Source organism: Streptococcus sp. AS20, from assembly GCF_000524255.1.
In the GTDB taxonomy this organism is placed as follows: Bacteria; Bacillota; Bacilli; order Lactobacillales; family Streptococcaceae; genus Streptococcus; species Streptococcus constellatus.
This window is the reverse complement of record NZ_JANS01000006.1, coordinates 76,165-91,858: the sequence shown is the minus strand read 5'-3', so window position 1 is coordinate 91,858 and position 15,694 is coordinate 76,165. Positions and strand designations below refer to the sequence as shown.

Below are 15,694 nucleotides of genomic sequence, written 5' to 3'. Positions count from 1 at the left end.
AGTGATAAGGAAATTATATTACGGCATAAGTTCAGCTGCTGGTTGGTCTTGGGGAGTTTCTTTCTTAGTAACTTATACATTGATTCATGAAAAAGGGGTGATTCCTTTTGCAGTGTGGGCATTTTTTAATTCGTTAGCTATTCCGATTTTTGGCCTATTTTTTAAAAAATTATCAAGATTAAAGGAAATAATGATAAATGTTCGCTGGTTAGTGTACTTTATGGCTATTGTCCAATGTTTTTCAATTATTATTAATTTACAAGCAATGTATCAGATGGGAACTATTATTGGTCTCTCTTCAAGATTATCAACTCTAGTTGCTTTACTATCAGGAGGGATATTTATAATAAGTGTCCTCAAGAATGGCTATAAAACTGTATTGTATAGTAATGTTATACAATGGTTGATTAGTATAGGAGCTATTATTACACTTATTTTTATTGGTTACTTAGCTGATAGTGATGTTACTCTACATGTATACAATGATTTTAATTCAATTTATTGGTCCATTTATGCTGGTTTATTATTACTTTTTAGTCCATTTGTTGATATGCAAGGATGGGTTAGAGCTATTGAAATAGATAAAAATAGAGATTTTGAAGCATTCGGATTATCTGGAATATTTTTTGCAGTCTATATGTTATTAATTTTAGTGCTATCTCAATTTGAATTATCAGTTCATATGGGTATAACTTTATTATTTTTAGTTATTATGATATCTACATCAACAATACAACCGAATGCACATGCATTGAATATTAATTTTAAGTATGGCTGGCTTGGGGCACTAATAGCCTGTCTCCTTTGGCCTCTACTAAGTAGATTTGGAATACTAGCATTATGGACATATCTTGCCAGTTTTAGAGCAATTGTAGTAGCACTAGTCTTTATATATATGGGCTACGAGAAAATAAGAGTTTTACTGATTTCTAAATAATTTTTAAAATATCTGGAGGTATTTTATGGTAAAAGTAGCAATTATCAATCAATTTTCACCTAGAGTTTGTGATTATAAATCTATTGAAGAATTAGAAGATAAAAAATATGAAATTGAGTTTTTCACTAAATCTAGATTTAAATCTTACTACAGTAGTTCAAAGTTTAAATGTTACTTCTATGATGATCTTTTGGAAAATCAAAATTATCTATTTGATCTTATTGAGTCACATGCAAAAAAACCATTTAATTATATAGTTGCAACTCATGAATTTGATATAGTCCTAGCAGCAAAGATAAGAGAGTTACTGGGACTATCTGGACAGAATATCGAGAGCGCTATTGGTTTTAGAGATAAATATATAATGAAAAAATATTTAGAAAAAGTAGTATCTTTACCAAAATATGCTGAAATTAATGATTGTATAGATTTAATCGAGTTTACTGATAACCTAAGATATCCATTTGTAGTGAAACCTAGACAGGGTGCGGGATCAATAGGTGTAACAATTATACAAAATAAATCTGAATTAAAAGATTTCATTAGTACTCCTCTAAGTCCAAATATAATGGTTGAAACTTTCACAGATGGTGAGATGTATCATGTAGACGGATTATTCAAAGATAGTGAAATATTGTTATATTCCGTTTCGAAATATTTCAATGATTGTTTATCATTTAAAACTAATACACCACTAGGATCATATATAATTGATGATAGTAATCCACTTTCGAAAAAATTATATGATGCGACATTAAAAGTATTGACTAAAATTCCAACTCCTAGTCATACAATCCCATTTCATGCAGAATTTTTTGTGGATGGTGAGCAGATTACTTTTTGCGAAATTGCTTCTAGAGTAGGTGGAGGGTTAATAAATGACTCCTTCAAATTAATAACCAACATAAATTTACAGGAAACATTTGTAAAAAGTCAGATAGGAATTGATTATTTAAATATAATAAAATCTGACAAAAGAACAGCTTGGATAACAATTCCTCCTAAAGAAGGAGAATTATTATCTGTTAGTTTATATAAGGACTCATGGGTTGAGAAAGTTAATTTTGATGAGACCTCTATTGGGAGAAAATATAGTGGAGGTGATTTTAGCGCCTCTGCTCTTATAGCATATTTAATTAGTGGAAAGAATGAAGAAGATCTGAAGAGTAAAATTTCACATATTATTAAGTGGCAAGATGAAAATACAATATATAAAGTAAAATAATTATAAGTTTGTTTTAAAAGTTGTGGGTAAAGGATATGTTTATATTAGGTTCAGGTGATCAAGGATTGGCGGTATTGTCAATTTATGAAGGTGAAGTTGAAGGATTGGTAGATATTTTTGATGAAGGTCGCTTTATTGGTTGCAAAGTCTTAGATAAAACTGTCTTAGGAGGTCTAAAATGGTTTGAAAGTTTACTCTTGACACTTGAAAAGAAGCCAAAAGCAATTGTTGCATTTGGTGATAATTTTAAGCGAGAAGAAATATTTTGCTCATATGAAAATAAGGTGGAATATACGAATGTTATCTGTAATTCCGCGAAAATTTTAAAACATTCTTTTTTAGGAAAAGGAAATTTTATTGGTACCAATGTGACTATTCAAGCACTTGTAGAAATCGGTGATAACAATATTATAAATTCAGGAAGTATTGTTTCATGTAATTGTAAAATTGGTAATAATGTAAATATTTCGCCAGGTGTTATACTATCTGGGAATGTTAAAATTGATGATAACGTCTTCATAGGTGCGGGTGCGACAATTAGGGATGCGGTAAGCATTGGCTTTGGTGCTATAATTGGTGCAGGTGCTACCATAATACATAATGTACCAGAAAATGCTGTTGTAGTAGGAACACCAGGGAAAATAATAAAATATAGATCTGATTGAAGAAAAACTCTTCATAGCCATATAACTTAAGTTTTATCGCATGTCAGTAATCTCATAAGGAATTATGTAGATATTAGTGCTAGCTCCTAGGTTTCATCCGTACTAATGATTAATGTAAGAACCCCTAAAATAAGCATTTCGATAATGCCATAAGTATCTTTGGATAGCTCACCCAACAATTGAAATGCTTTTAACTTGTGAATTTCTATGATTATTTTATTTGATTTTATGGGTGCTGTTTACATTCAATACTTTGTAATAACATATTAAGGTTCAATTATATTTATGGGTAAGCCATGAGGAGGATATTGTAAAAAAATTTTTAGAAAAAATTGATGATTAATGATAAAAGAAAATATTCATAGTTAAGGAGTTATTCTTGAAAATAGATGAAAAAAACGTGGCTTACCTTATTATAAGTAGAGGCATATCTCGAATCGGAGATATCATGTTCGATTTTGCGAATAATACATTTCTCGCTGGACTAAATCCAGCTTCACTATCGTTGGTTGCAATCTACCAATCATTAGAAAGCGTAATAGGTGTCCTATTTAATTTGTTTGGTGGGGTTATTGCTGATAGCCTCAAGCGGAAAAAAATTATCATTGGAACAAATGTCTTATGTGGTATCGCTTGTATAGTTCTTTCGTTAATAACCCAAGAACAATGGTTGGTTTATGCGATTGTCATAGTAAACGTTACCTTGGCTTTTATGAGTGCTTTTTCTGGACCATCCTATAAAGCTTTCACGAAAGAAATTGTAAAAAAAGATAGTATCTCCCAGCTTAATTCATTGTTAGAGACAACGAGTACTATAATCAAAGTAACGGTTCCTATGGTAGCAATTTTCTTATATAATATACTGGGCATACATGGTGTATTATTATTAGATGGATGCTCATTTCTAATTGCTGCGTCACTGATTTTCTTTATTGTACCTGTTAATGAAGAAGTGGTCACAAAGGGGAAAATGACAATAAGTGGAGTCTTTAACGACTTGAAAATAGGGTTCAAGTATATTTACGGCCATAAGCCAATGTTTATTATTATCATTCTCTCTGCCTTGGTTAATTTTTTTGTAGCCGCGTATAATTTATTGTTACCCTATAGTAATCAAATGTTTGGAGAAATATCAGATGGGCTTTATGGGACATTTTTAACAGCAGAAGCGATTGGTGGATTTATTGGAGCGATATTAAGTGGTTTTGTCAATAAATCTTTGTCAAGTAAACGTTTAACGCTCCTATTGGCCTGTTCAGGTTTGATGTTAATGTTAGCTACTCCGCTCTATTTTTTATTCCACCATGTCATAGTTCTAGCCTTGTCTCCAGCACTGTTTAGTCTATTTATTACCATTTTTAATATTCAATTTTTCTCTATTGTCCAAAGGGACGTAGATAATGCGTTTCTTGGTAGAGTCTTTGGAATCATCTTTACGGTAGCAATACTTTTTATGCCAGCTGGGACTGGATTTTTCTCAGTAGTATTAAATCCTAACAATACCTTTAATCTTTTTATTATTGGAGGATCTATCACTGTGTTATCACTAGTTTTTGGAACTCTATTTAAGAGGTATAATATGAGTTGATAGTTTTTACTAAGTACTATTATGTAAATTATATGTCCCTAAAAGAAATTAAAAGCACTTCGTCGATAATTTGTATAGAACAGATTATCGACGAAGTGCTTTTTGACAACTATTCATTTGTATCTACAACTATAATGGCCTCAATTCTACAATTAAGTGCTATACATATCTTTAAAAGTACATCTGTTGTTACATCTAGTTTTGCGATGGTGGAAGAGCTGATTCCCGCTTCTTGTCGAAGCTTTGATTTTATCCATCCTTTATCAATTAGAAGTTTCCATAATTTATTGTAACTAAACTTCATCTGAGTTTTCTCCTTTGTTCCATGAAATACCGTAGAGTTCATTTTCGTTGCTAGAGAGTCTTAGTACAGTATTTTCTGATGAGAGCGATTAGCTTCTGGAGAATACGAGCTAGTTTCATCGAAGGATAAAAAGACTTGCTTATTTAATGATTTATATTGGTCATATAGCTTCAAAAGAGCTTCAGTTGCTTGGTAGTTGATATTATTAAGGAGTAATGAATCATGCGTTAACGCTGGCAGTTTGGTGAGGTAAAGCATTGATAAGTCGAATAGAATCATCCCTTTGAACTTAGTTCCTGTCCCGTCGTCATCAGGTGTATAGAAGGAGTAGTTGTTATGATCTTTAAAGTTAATTTGGGGAGTTTTGCGAATATCTGGATACAGAATATTATTGAACTCACGCATCTTACTATTGATTTTTCCTTCTAAATCTAGAAGGATATCTTCCGTACTGCGTTTCAAGTCAGAGTCTGCCTCTGACTTTTATTTTGATAAAGATGACTCTTTCAGATAGACCTCGTTTTGCTCTTTCAGTGCATTGATAGTAGCTGTTAACTTAGAGTAGTTTTCTAAGAATTCACTTGAGAGGGTTGGGATACTTTCTAGTTCCTGAAGTTCTCGGTTTAGGGTTATTAATTGACTTTCCAATTCCTCTATATCAACCACTAGGGATTCACGTTCGGTTAGGAATTTAGGATCCAAGATATTTGTAATTTTTTGTGATAAGCTTCAACTTTCTATAACTTTTTGATATGGATGATACATTCCTGTGCTTTGACAATACCTACGATGTGGAGCACTTCGAGAAAGTTTATCGAATGTTGCAAGATAAAGATATTAAAGTAGTTGTCATCTCAGGTAATCAATATGCCCAACTGGCTTCGTTTTTTCCAAAAGATCAGCTCCACAAGAGATAATGGCTTTTGGAGACGGTGGAAATGACCTAGAAAAGCTAGTTTATGTAGAGCAGGCTATGCGATGAAAAACGAATCTGAAATAGTAAAGAGAGTAGCAAAATATCAAGCACCAGGTAATCAAGAATCAGGTGTTTTAGAAGTTCTTGAACAAGAGCTAGTAAAATAGTTCACTACTATATAAATCATTTTTCTGTATCTGTCTACTTAATATTCCTCTTCAGATGGCAACCTATCTAACAATCATGTAACAAATAACGAAATTTCTTGATTACAACTTAGAAATTTTATACAATAACTATTATGGGGTTCTGTCAGAAATTAGAAAAAAATACTGACTTGTGATATAATAAAATGATATGTGAAAAGAGGTAGATATGGACATTTCAGAAATTCGTCAAAAAATTGACGCAAATCGTGAAAAATTAGCTTCTTTCAGGGGGTCTCTTTGACTTAGAAGGTCTGGAGGAAGAAATTGCTATCTTAGAAAATAAGATGACAGAACCTGACTTTTGGGATGACAACATTGCAGCTCAAAAGACATCTCAGGAGCTCAATGGACTCAAGCAAACCTATAATAACTTTCAGCAAATGACTGATTTGTTTGATGAACTAGAAATTTTGCTGGATTTCTTGGCTGAAGATACATCTGTGCAAGAAGAACTAGAAGAAAAGCTAGTTGAATTGGACAAGATGATGGCAAGTTATGAGATGACCTTGCTTTTATCAGAACCTTATGATAACAACAATGCTATCCTTGAAATTCACCCAGGTTCAGGAGGAACAGAAGCTCAAGATTGGGGAGATATGTTGCTTCGTATGTATACACGCTTTGGCAATGCTCATGGTTTCAAGGTTGAAGTTTTGGATTATCAAGCGGGGGACGAAGCGGGAATTAAGTCTGTTACCTTGTCTTTTGAAGGGCCTCATGCTTATGGTTTGTTGAAATCTGAAATGGGAGTTCATCGATTAGTGAGGATTTCTCCGTTTGATTCAGCTAAGCGTCGACACACTTCCTTTACATCAGTAGAAGTCATGCCGGAGTTAGATGATACGATTGAAATTGAAGTTCGAGATGAAGACATCAAGATGGATACTTTTCGTTCAGGTGGTGCTGGTGGACAAAATGTCAATAAAGTTTCGACGGGGGTGCGTTTGACGCATATACCGACAGGAATTGTGACACAATCAACGGTTGACCGTACACAATATGGAAACCGTGATCGGGCAATGAAGTTGCTTCAAGCCAAGCTCTATCAAATGGAGCAAGAAAAGAAAGCAGCAGAAGTAGACTCGCTCAAAGGAGATAAAAAAGAGATCTCTTGGGGAAGTCAAATCCGCTCCTATGTTTTTACACCTTACACTATGGTTAAGGATCATCGAACTAGTTACGAAGTAGCTCAAGTTGATAAAGTTATGGATGGTGATTTAGATGGCTTCATAGATGCCTACTTGAAATGGCGGTTGAACTAAAAAGAAGACTTTTATCAAAGAAAGTGTCATTTTAGTAACTTGAGTATTTAATGAAAGGACTCTTTGCAATATATGTCAATTATTGAAATGAGAGATGTTGTCAAAAAATATGACAACGGGACAACAGCCTTGCGTGGTGTGTCCATCAAAGTGGAACCAGGAGAATTCACCTACATTGTAGGACCTTCTGGAGCTGGGAAATCAACTTTTATTCGATTATTGTATCGTGAAGTGAAAGTTGATAAGGGAAGCCTGCAAGTTGCTGGCTTTAATCTTGCTAAAATTAAAAAACGTGATATTCCAATGTTGCGTCGCAATGTTGGCGTTGTTTTCCAAGATTATAAATTACTACCCAAAAAGACAGTTTATGAAAATATCGCTTACGCCATGGAAGTTATCGGTGAGCGTCGTCGCAATATTAAAAAGCGTGTTATGGAAGTGCTAGATTTAGTTGGTTTGAAACATAAAGTTCGCTCTTTTCCAAATGAGTTATCAGGTGGTGAGCAACAACGGATTGCGATTGCACGGGCTATTGTCAATAATCCAAAGGTTCTAATCGCTGATGAACCAACAGGAAATTTGGATCCGGATAATTCATGGGAAATCATGAATCTTCTGGAACGAATTAACCTTCAAGGAACAACTGTTTTAATGGCCACTCATAATAGCCAAATTGTAAATACTTTGCGTCACCGCGTTATTGCCATCGAAAATGGTCGTGTGGTGCGTGATGAAGCAAAAGGAGAATACGGATACGATGAATAGTAGATTTTTAAGTCACCTGCTAGAATCGCTTAAAAGTTTAAAGCGCAATGGTTGGATGACGGTTGCTGCAGTCAGCTCCGTGATGATTACGCTGGGATTAGTTGCAATCTTTGTGTCAGTCATTTTAAATACAGCGAAGCTAGCAACAGATATTGAAAATAATGTGCGGGTCATGGTCTATATGCGTCCAGATACGGCAGATAATAAAGAGACGATTACAAAAGAAGGCCAAAAAGTTAAAAATGAGGATTATCATAAGGTTTATGATGCTCTTAATAAAATGGCCAATGTCAAATCTGTTACATTTTCTAGCAAAGAAGAACAATTAAAGAAATTAACGGAAGTCATGGGAAAAGATTGGAAACTCTTTGAAGGGGACGCCAATCCTTTGCATGATGCCTATATTGTGGATACAACAGAACCGAAGTATGTTACTTCTGTCGCAAATAATGCGAAGAAGATTGAAGGAGTTTCTGAGGTCGAATACGGTGGAGCCAATACAAAACGTATTTTTGCTCTGGCTAATTTTATTCGTACGTGGGGTATTGTAGGAGCACTCCTCTTAGTCTTTATTGCTGTTTTCTTAATTTCAAATACTATTCGGATTACGATTATTTCACGCAGTCGTGAAATCCAAATCATGCGTCTGGTAGGTGCGAAAAACAGTTATATTCGAGGACCGTTCTTACTAGAAGGAGCTTGGATTGGCTTACTTGGAGCGGTTGTTCCAGCTGGATTAGTTTATTTTGTTTATGAAATAGCTTATAAATCGTTCAATCCATCACTTGCCAGTCAGAATCTCTCAATGATTGTACCGCAAACCTTTATTCCATTGATGATTGCCTTCCTTTTTGTCGTAGGAATCATTATTGGCTCATTTGGATCAGTTCTATCTATGAGACGATTCTTGAGGATTTAGTAGAAAACAATAATAAAAAGCCTGTTTAGGGCTTTTTTCATTGTAAAAATGGATTAAACATTTTTTCGTGAACAATGGTAGTCTGAGAACCGTGACCGGGATAAACATCATAATTAGGCAAGGTCAGCAATTCTTCTTTAATGCCAGCAATGAGCTGTTCCAAGTTTCCAGTATAGAGATCCGTTCGACCGATTGCTTCACAAAATAAGGCATCACCAGTTAAAACAAAACGCTCGTTAGGAAAGACAATTGAAACGCCACCGATTGAATGTCCGGGTGTTGGTACGACATAAAAATAAAAATCATCTAAGCTGTAAGAATTATGATAATTATAGAAAACATCGGCAGGTTGGAGGATGATGTCGTCAATATCTTGGTGACGCTCTAGTCCAGATAGATTATACTCCGGACTAGAGAGCCAAGTAGCTTCGCTTTCAGCGACATAGACAGGTGGATTGCTAAACTGTTGACGAACTAAATCAACACTCATAATATGGTCGTAATGGGTATGAGTCAGTAAAATAGCTGTAATTGGCTTATTGATTTCTTGGATTTTTGCTGCAATTTTCTCCCAGTCACTACCCGGATCAACTACGATAAGATGATGCTCGTTTTCTAAATAATAAGTATTTTCGTATGCTTGAGAATTTAAAGTTTTATGAATTGTTATCATGAGAGCTCCCTTCCTTTCATAGTTTAACAAAAAATGTGAGAAATGACACAAAAAAAATATTGCTTTATTCGTCAAAAGAAAATAAGACATAAAACGTGATACGAAATAGTTGGATTTATGGTATAATTTTTCTAGTATGACACAAGAAAAAAGAAAATATGCTGTGGTAGATTTGGAGGCGACCAGTGCCAGTAGCAATGCAAAGATTATCCAAGTCGGAATTGTGATTATTGAAAATAGTCAAATTGTCAAAACGTATGAAACCGATGTGAATCCTCATGAAAAGTTGACTTCTCATATTCGCCAATTAACAGGATTGACAGATAAGCGATTGAGAAAGGCACCAGACTTTTCTCAAGTGGCTCGTGAGATATATGAGTTGATTGAAGATGCCATTTTTGTGGCTCATAATGTGAAATTTGATGCCAATTTACTTGCAGAAGCCCTTTTTTGGGAAGGGTTTGAATTGGTGACTCCGAGGGTAGATACAGTAGAACTTGCACAAGTCTTTTTCCCGATGTTTGAAAAATACAATCTAGGAATATTATGTGAACAGTTAGACATCCCTTTAAAACATGCACATACAGCGATTGCGGATGCTTCAGCAACTGCTACCTTATTTTTAAAAATACAGGAGAAAATCCAAAAACTTCCAAAAGAGTTAGTGGAATATTTGTTAACTTTTTCGAATAGTTTGATTTATGAATCACGTTTGGCAATAGAGGATGCTTTTGATCATATGTCGGATTTCACTTGCCATGATTTGGTAAAGCGGCAGGGGATTTTTCTTAGAAAAAGTAAAAAGATTAAAAAAGCAAGGAAATTATCCCAAAATTTCCAACACAATATCAATTTGTTGGATTTAGAGGAACGAAAAGAGCAAGATGAGTTTGCCCATGCGGTAGAACAGGCTTTAAAAAGTCATCAATCAAGCTTTTTACAAGCTCAGACGGGGTTAGGAAAGACCTATGGTTACTTACTTCCAGCTTTAGGTCAAACGAGCAAGCAAATCTTGGTGACGGTTCCTACGAAAGTATTGCAGGATCAGATTGTGGCAAATGAAGGACAGAACTTAGAACAAATTTTTCATATTTCTCTTCATAGCTTAAAAAGTCCTGCCAATTATTTGAAACTTGACTTCTTTTATGATAGTTTGCAACAAGTAGATGATAATCGTCTGGTCAATCGTTGCAAAATGTTACTTTTAGTTTGGCTTACAGAAACAGAATCGGGTGATCTGGATGAAATTGGCCAACGACATCGTTATCAGACTTATTTAGAACAGGTTCTTCATGACGGGAAATTGAGCAAAAAATCTCATTTTTGGGATACAGATTTTTGGCAAAAAGGTCAAGAAAAATCGAAGCGTAGTCGTGTGTTAGTGACGAATCATGCCTATTTTTTGACGCGGTTAGAAGATGATAAGTCAATTGTAGAAAATCGGCTTTTGATTGTGGATGAAGCGCAGAAGTTGTTTTTAGCTTTGGAAAATCTATCTCGAAAATCACTTAATATGACAAAATGCTTGCAGCAGATTCAATTGGAACTAAAAGAAGTAAATACTATCTTAGAACGCCGTTTGTTAGAGGATATCCAATTTGAGTTAGCTCATGCAATAGAACAATTCCAACGCTACAGAAAAAATGAACTGACAAAGGAAACTTGTTCTAAACTTCGACAAGACTTGTCAGAGATAAATACCTCCTCTCTTCCTGACTTACGCGCTATTTTCGCTACAAAATATGACCAGTTCTGGTTAAAAGAGGAGCGATTTGATGATTATCGAGTGACAATGTTGGAAGCTGCTTGCTTAGAAATGCTAGATTTTAGAGCCTTGCTACCCGAAGAAGTTCAAGTCTTGTTCGTTTCGGCTACACTGGAAATCAGCAAAAAAGTGCATTTGGCTCATTTACTTGGTTTTGAACATGCACCATTTTATCAGTTGCCACAAAAGCAGAAATATCAGCAGAAAATATGGCTGGATAAGAATTTTCCAAATGTTGTAGAGTTAGATATAGATATTTATGCAGATTTGATTGTTAAATGGGTACATAAGTTAGCTACTCAAGGGGTTCCTCTCCTCGTTTTGTTTACATCAAAATCGTTACTACTGGCTGTCTCAGACCGCTTGCGTCTTCCTCATTTAGCCCAGTATAAGAATGGTGAAGCAGCTAATATTAAACGACGTTTTGATAGAGGGGAAAGTAGTATTTTACTAGGAGCGGGTAGCTTTTGGGAAGGGACAGATTTTTCTAGTCAGAAACAAATGATTGAAGTTATTACGCGAATCCCTTTTGACAATCCGAGTGATTTCTTTACGCAGAAGCTCAATCGCAAATTGCGGCAAGAAGGTAAGAATCCTTTTTATGATTATAGCTTACCTGTTGCGATTTTACGGATAAAACAGGCTTTAGGACGTACAATTCGACACCAAGAGCAGCAATCAGCAGTCGTTATTTTAGACAATCGCATTTTAACCAAACGATATGGACGCCAAATTCAAACAGCTCTGGAAAAAGTTGCTCCACTATCCATCACAAGTATGAAACAAATTCCAAAAGAGATGGAGCAATTTTTGAAGAAGGAAACGATGTAACTTCAATTTATGAATGACTCAGTTCAAAGTAAACTGAGTTTTTTTGTTAAAAATACTGATTTTCTCTGCTGCTAGTTTTAAATTTTGTTATAATAGAAACACAAAGAAAGAAGGTTCAATATGTATCAAAAATATCTTCCAGGGATTGGTTTTGCTTTTGTATTAGCGGCAGTAGCAACCGTCTTGGGAAATTTCTTTCCCTTGATTGGCTCCAGCGTTTTTGCCATTCTTTTGGGAATTTTAGCCAATAATCTTTTTCATATAAAAAAGGCTTATCATGCTGGTCTAGCTTATTCAGGTAAGAAATTACTGCAATATTCCATTATTTTGCTGGGGTTCAGCATGTCCATTGGTCGTGTCTCTGCTACGGGTATTTCCTCATTAAAGATTAGTATTTTAACGATTCTCATCGCCTTTCTTTCAGCTTATGTGGTAGGTCGTTTGTTGGGGATGGGTAAAGTTTTAACCACTTTAATTGGGTTCGGGACTGCTATTTGTGGTGGTTCTGCCATTGCAGCAGCTTCACCGATTTTAGAAGCAAAAGATGAAGACATCGCTTTATCTATTTCAACAATTTTTTTCTTTAACATTTTAGCAGTTTTTATTTTCCCATTTTTAGGGCATCTGATGCATATGAATAATGCAACTTTTGGAACTTGGGCAGGAACCGCTATCAATGATACATCATCTGTTGTAGCAGCAGGATACACTTACAGTCAGTCGGCGGGAGATTTGGCAACGATTGTCAAACTAAGTCGTGCTTTGATGATTGTACCAGCCTGTCTCATCTTTGCAGGAGTCCGATATATACGCTCACAAAACAGTCATCAAAAAGTTGATTTAAAGAAAATTTTCCCGTGGTTTATTCTGTGGTTTGTCGTGGCATCCATTGTTACTAGTGTGGGGATTTTTCCAAGTTCATTTGTTCCTGCAACGAAGTTCTTGTCACAATGGCTCATGGCAATGGCTCTTGCTGGGATTGGGGCGAGAGTATCCTTTGGACAATTTAGAAAAGCAGGTGTAGCACCGTTGGTAACAGGTGCCTTTGCTTGGTTTGCAGTTGCTGCATCTAGCTTAATTATTCAATACTTTTTCTCATAAAAGTTTTTGATGTTTATTACGTATGTTGGAGGAGATATGCCTTATCAAAAACGCTCGATTGATTCACGAGTGGATTATAGTTTAATATTACCAGTATTTTGTTTGCTTTTTATTGGTATTGTTGCCATTTATATTGCAGTTAGTCATGATTATCCTAAAAATGTTTGGCCGATTGTAGGGCAACAGATTGCTTGGATTGCTCTGGGGACAGTTATCAGTTTGATTATTATGCTATTTAATACAAAATTTCTTTGGCAAATAACGCCATACTTATATGTATTTGGCTTATCCCTGATGGTACTTCCGCTTATTTTTTATAGTTCAGAATTAGTTGCTTCGACAGGAGCGAAAAACTGGGTAACTATAGGGCGTGTCACCTTGTTCCAACCGTCTGAATTTATGAAGATTTCCTATATTTTGATGTTATCGCGAGTTGTTGTCAATTTTTTACAGCGCCATAAAGATAGAGAGCGAACAATTCAATTAGACTTTTTTCTGATTTTTGAATTAGCACTTTATACCTTTCCTGTCCTGATTTTGTTGGCATTGCAGAGTGACCTAGGGACAGCTTTAGTTTTTATTGCCATCTTTTCAGGAATTGTTCTCCTGTCTGGTGTGTCTTGGAAAATAATCGTACCAGTTGTTTTGACAGCTCTGATTGTAGGTGGTGGCTTTTTACTTATTTTCATTTCAAAAGACGGGCGAGCCTTTTTGCATCAAATTGGGATCCCAACTTATCAGATTAATCGAATTTTGGCTTGGTTGAATCCATTTGATTATGCGCAAACAACTACGTATCAACAGGCACAAGGTCAAATAGCAATTGGTAGTGGTGGTCTCTGGGGACAAGGGTTTAATGTATCCAATCTATTGGTGCCTGTACGTGAAAGTGATATGATTTTTACTGTCATTGCAGAAGATTTTGGTTTTGTCGGTGCAACGATTGTGATTGCCTTGTACTTGCTATTGATTTATCGTATGTTAAAAATTACGCTGAAATCAAATAATCAATTTTACACCTATATTTCTACTGGTTTTATCATGATGTTACTCTTTCATATTTTTGAAAATATCGGAGCTGTAACAGGAATTTTACCTTTAACAGGAATCCCGCTTCCATTCATTTCTCAAGGTGGTTCTTCGATTATTAGTAATTTAATTGGTGTCGGACTCTTGCTTTCGATAAGTTATCAAAATAATCTCTCAGATGAGAAACGCTCCCATTATCCTACAAGGCATAAAAAAGTAGTATTAAAACAATTAAAATAAAGGAGAAGAAGTATGATGAAAGTAGCTGTTATGTTAGCCAATGGATTTGAAGAGATTGAAGCGTTGACGGTTGTGGATGTTCTGCGTCGTGCTGATATTACTTGCGAAATGGTTGGCTTTGAAAAGGTTATAACGGGTTCTCATGGTATTTCAGTTCAAGCAGATAAAGTTTGGGCTGGAAAGTTAGAGGATTATGGTTTAGTAGTGCTGCCAGGAGGAATGCCTGGGGCGACAAATTTGCGAGATGATGATCGTTTGATGTCAGCTCTACAGAAGATGCAAGAAGAAGGTAAGTGGATAGCAGCCATTTGCGCAGCACCGATTGCACTCAATCGTGCAGGAATCCTAAAGGATAAACAGTTTACCTGTTACGACGGTATCGAATCAGATATTGATTCTGGTACTTATATCAAGCAAACCGTTGTTGTTGATGGGAAAGTGATTACTAGCCGAGGACCTGCAACTGCTCTAGTTTTTGCTTATGAATTAGTTCATCAGTTAGGCGGAGATAGTGAGCGGCTTGCAACGGCAATGCTTTACAATGATGTTTATGGTGATTGATTTTCTGGGATACTGAAACTTATTTGGAATTAACCAAGTAAGTTTTTTTATGGGAATTCATATCTAAAATAAGCTCTCCTATCCCTTTTTACCGCCATTTTTTAGAAAAATATGTTATAATAAAGGATATGGATTATCAAGATTATATTTGGGATTTAGGGGGGACTCTCCTCGATAATTATGAGACTTCAACGGCTGCTTTTGTAGAGACATTAGCTAGTTTTGGTATTCAAGCTAACCATGATGAGGTTTACAAGGCATTGAAGATTTCCACTCCCTATGCAGTTGCTCAGTTTGTGCCTGACATTCCTCCATTCTTACAAACTTATAAAGCGAACGAAGCGATAGAATTAGCTCATCCTGTTTTATTTGAAGGGGCTTCGGAGTTGCTTAAGAAAATTCTTGCGCAAGGAGGGCGTAATTTTCTGATTTCTCATCGGAATGACCAAGTTTTAGAGATTCTTGAAAAAACAGGGATTTTGGCATATTTTACGGAAGTTGTGACTTCTAGTAGAGGCTTTAAAAGGAAGCCAAATCCTGAGTCGATGCTTTACTTAAAAGACAAGTATCAGATTGAGAATGGTTTAGTCATTGGAGATCGTCCGATTGATATAGAAGCTGGTCAAACAGCTGGTTTTGCGACTTATCTCTTTGATAATATGGAAAATCTCGAGCAATTTATAAAAATATAGAAAAGGAATCGT

The 15,694-nt window shown here is 35.4% G+C and carries 16 protein-coding genes and 1 pseudogene; 14 read left to right on the top strand and 3 right to left on the bottom strand.

What is annotated here, in order from left to right; genetic code table 11:
* The first annotated feature begins 1 nt into the window (after nt 1).
* The 4 genes from HMPREF1514_RS03930 (at nt 2) to HMPREF1514_RS03915 (ending at nt 4,415) form a co-directional block, all read left to right on the top strand.
* Nucleotides 2–937 carry a hypothetical protein gene (locus HMPREF1514_RS03930; protein ID WP_232216473.1) on the top strand — a complete coding sequence of 312 codons (936 nt, stop codon included), beginning with the start codon at nt 2–4 and terminating at the stop codon, nt 935–937.
* A 25-nt stretch (nt 938–962) separates the two neighbouring features.
* Nucleotides 963–2,162 (top strand): ATP-grasp domain-containing protein, encoded by a 1,200-nt coding sequence (locus HMPREF1514_RS03925; protein ID WP_037597381.1) that lies wholly within the window; start codon nt 963–965, stop codon nt 2,160–2,162.
* Between the two features lie 35 nt (nt 2,163–2,197).
* A complete protein-coding gene (locus tag HMPREF1514_RS03920; RefSeq protein WP_084635983.1) occupies nt 2,198–2,827 on the top strand; it encodes an acetyltransferase in 630 nt (209 codons plus the stop codon).
* Between the two features lie 379 nt (nt 2,828–3,206).
* Nucleotides 3,207–4,415, top strand: a complete 1,209-nt coding sequence (locus HMPREF1514_RS03915; RefSeq protein ID WP_037597380.1) for an MFS transporter — start codon at nt 3,207–3,209, stop codon at nt 4,413–4,415.
* 109 nt (nt 4,416–4,524) lie between these two features.
* Here HMPREF1514_RS03915 and HMPREF1514_RS03910 read toward each other — a convergent pair whose 3' ends face one another.
* Together HMPREF1514_RS03910 and HMPREF1514_RS09655 are read right to left on the bottom strand one after the other, a co-directional pair.
* On the bottom strand, nt 4,525–4,719 hold the full coding sequence (locus HMPREF1514_RS03910; RefSeq protein ID WP_037597378.1) for a helix-turn-helix domain-containing protein: 195 nt from the start codon (nt 4,717–4,719) through the stop codon (nt 4,525–4,527).
* Nucleotides 4,709–5,456: pseudogene (locus tag HMPREF1514_RS09655) on the bottom strand (DUF2326 domain-containing protein); the annotation flags it as partial. The gene HMPREF1514_RS03910 and the pseudogene HMPREF1514_RS09655, both read right to left, overlap by 11 nt.
* Nucleotides 5,457–5,471: 15 nt before the next feature.
* Between HMPREF1514_RS09655 and HMPREF1514_RS09565 the strand changes: the two are divergent.
* The 5 genes from HMPREF1514_RS09565 to ftsX all read left to right on the top strand — a co-directional run bounded on the left by HMPREF1514_RS09565 (nt 5,472) and on the right by ftsX (nt 8,790).
* Nucleotides 5,472–5,636, top strand: coding sequence for a hypothetical protein (locus tag HMPREF1514_RS09565; RefSeq protein WP_198014306.1), 165 nt, complete (start codon nt 5,472–5,474; stop codon nt 5,634–5,636).
* A 61-nt stretch (nt 5,637–5,697) separates the two neighbouring features.
* Entirely contained in the window at nt 5,698–5,802 is a 105-nt protein-coding gene (locus HMPREF1514_RS09650) for a hypothetical protein (protein ID WP_148132046.1), read from the top strand.
* A 208-nt stretch (nt 5,803–6,010) separates the two neighbouring features.
* Nucleotides 6,011–7,106, top strand: a protein-coding gene (prfB, locus tag HMPREF1514_RS03900) for a peptide chain release factor 2 (protein WP_156921868.1) whose coding sequence is annotated in 2 segments (ribosomal slippage) — nt 6,011–6,082 and nt 6,084–7,106 — 1,095 coding nt in all. Because the reading frame shifts where the segments join, the coding sequence is not laid out codon by codon here.
* A gap of 72 nt (nt 7,107–7,178) precedes the next feature.
* Nucleotides 7,179–7,871, top strand: coding sequence for a cell division ATP-binding protein FtsE (gene ftsE, locus HMPREF1514_RS03895; RefSeq protein WP_003069826.1), 693 nt, complete (start codon nt 7,179–7,181; stop codon nt 7,869–7,871).
* On the top strand, nt 7,864–8,790 hold the full coding sequence (gene ftsX / locus HMPREF1514_RS03890; protein ID WP_020997704.1) for a permease-like cell division protein FtsX: 927 nt from the start codon (nt 7,864–7,866) through the stop codon (nt 8,788–8,790). Before ftsE ends, ftsX begins: the two co-directional genes overlap by 8 nt.
* Before the next feature lie 37 nt (nt 8,791–8,827).
* Here ftsX and HMPREF1514_RS03885 read toward each other — a convergent pair whose 3' ends face one another.
* The gene (locus tag HMPREF1514_RS03885) at nt 8,828–9,463 is read right to left on the bottom strand and encodes an MBL fold metallo-hydrolase (protein ID WP_037597371.1); all 636 of its coding nucleotides are present in this window, start codon (nt 9,461–9,463) and stop codon (nt 8,828–8,830) included.
* A gap of 136 nt (nt 9,464–9,599) precedes the next feature.
* Here HMPREF1514_RS03885 and HMPREF1514_RS03880 point away from each other — a divergent pair, with 136 nt between their 5' ends.
* The 5 genes from HMPREF1514_RS03880 (at nt 9,600) to HMPREF1514_RS03860 (ending at nt 15,682) form a co-directional block, all read left to right on the top strand.
* Complete coding sequence (locus tag HMPREF1514_RS03880) at nt 9,600–12,059, top strand: bifunctional DnaQ family exonuclease/ATP-dependent helicase (protein WP_037597368.1); 2,460 nt, start codon at nt 9,600–9,602, stop codon at nt 12,057–12,059.
* Between the two features lie 120 nt (nt 12,060–12,179).
* Nucleotides 12,180–13,160, top strand: coding sequence for a YeiH family protein (locus HMPREF1514_RS03875; protein WP_037597365.1), 981 nt, complete (start codon nt 12,180–12,182; stop codon nt 13,158–13,160).
* A gap of 36 nt (nt 13,161–13,196) precedes the next feature.
* Nucleotides 13,197–14,429: an FtsW/RodA/SpoVE family cell cycle protein gene (locus HMPREF1514_RS03870; protein WP_037597362.1), complete on the top strand. Its 1,233-nt coding sequence runs from the start codon at nt 13,197–13,199 to the stop codon at nt 14,427–14,429.
* Between the two features lie 12 nt (nt 14,430–14,441).
* The gene (locus tag HMPREF1514_RS03865; RefSeq protein WP_006269930.1) at nt 14,442–14,990 is read left to right on the top strand and encodes a DJ-1 family glyoxalase III; all 549 of its coding nucleotides are present in this window, start codon (nt 14,442–14,444) and stop codon (nt 14,988–14,990) included.
* A gap of 128 nt (nt 14,991–15,118) precedes the next feature.
* Nucleotides 15,119–15,682 (top strand): HAD family hydrolase, encoded by a 564-nt coding sequence (locus HMPREF1514_RS03860; RefSeq protein ID WP_003069805.1) that lies wholly within the window; start codon nt 15,119–15,121, stop codon nt 15,680–15,682.
* The last annotated feature ends 12 nt before the right edge of the window (nt 15,683–15,694 follow it).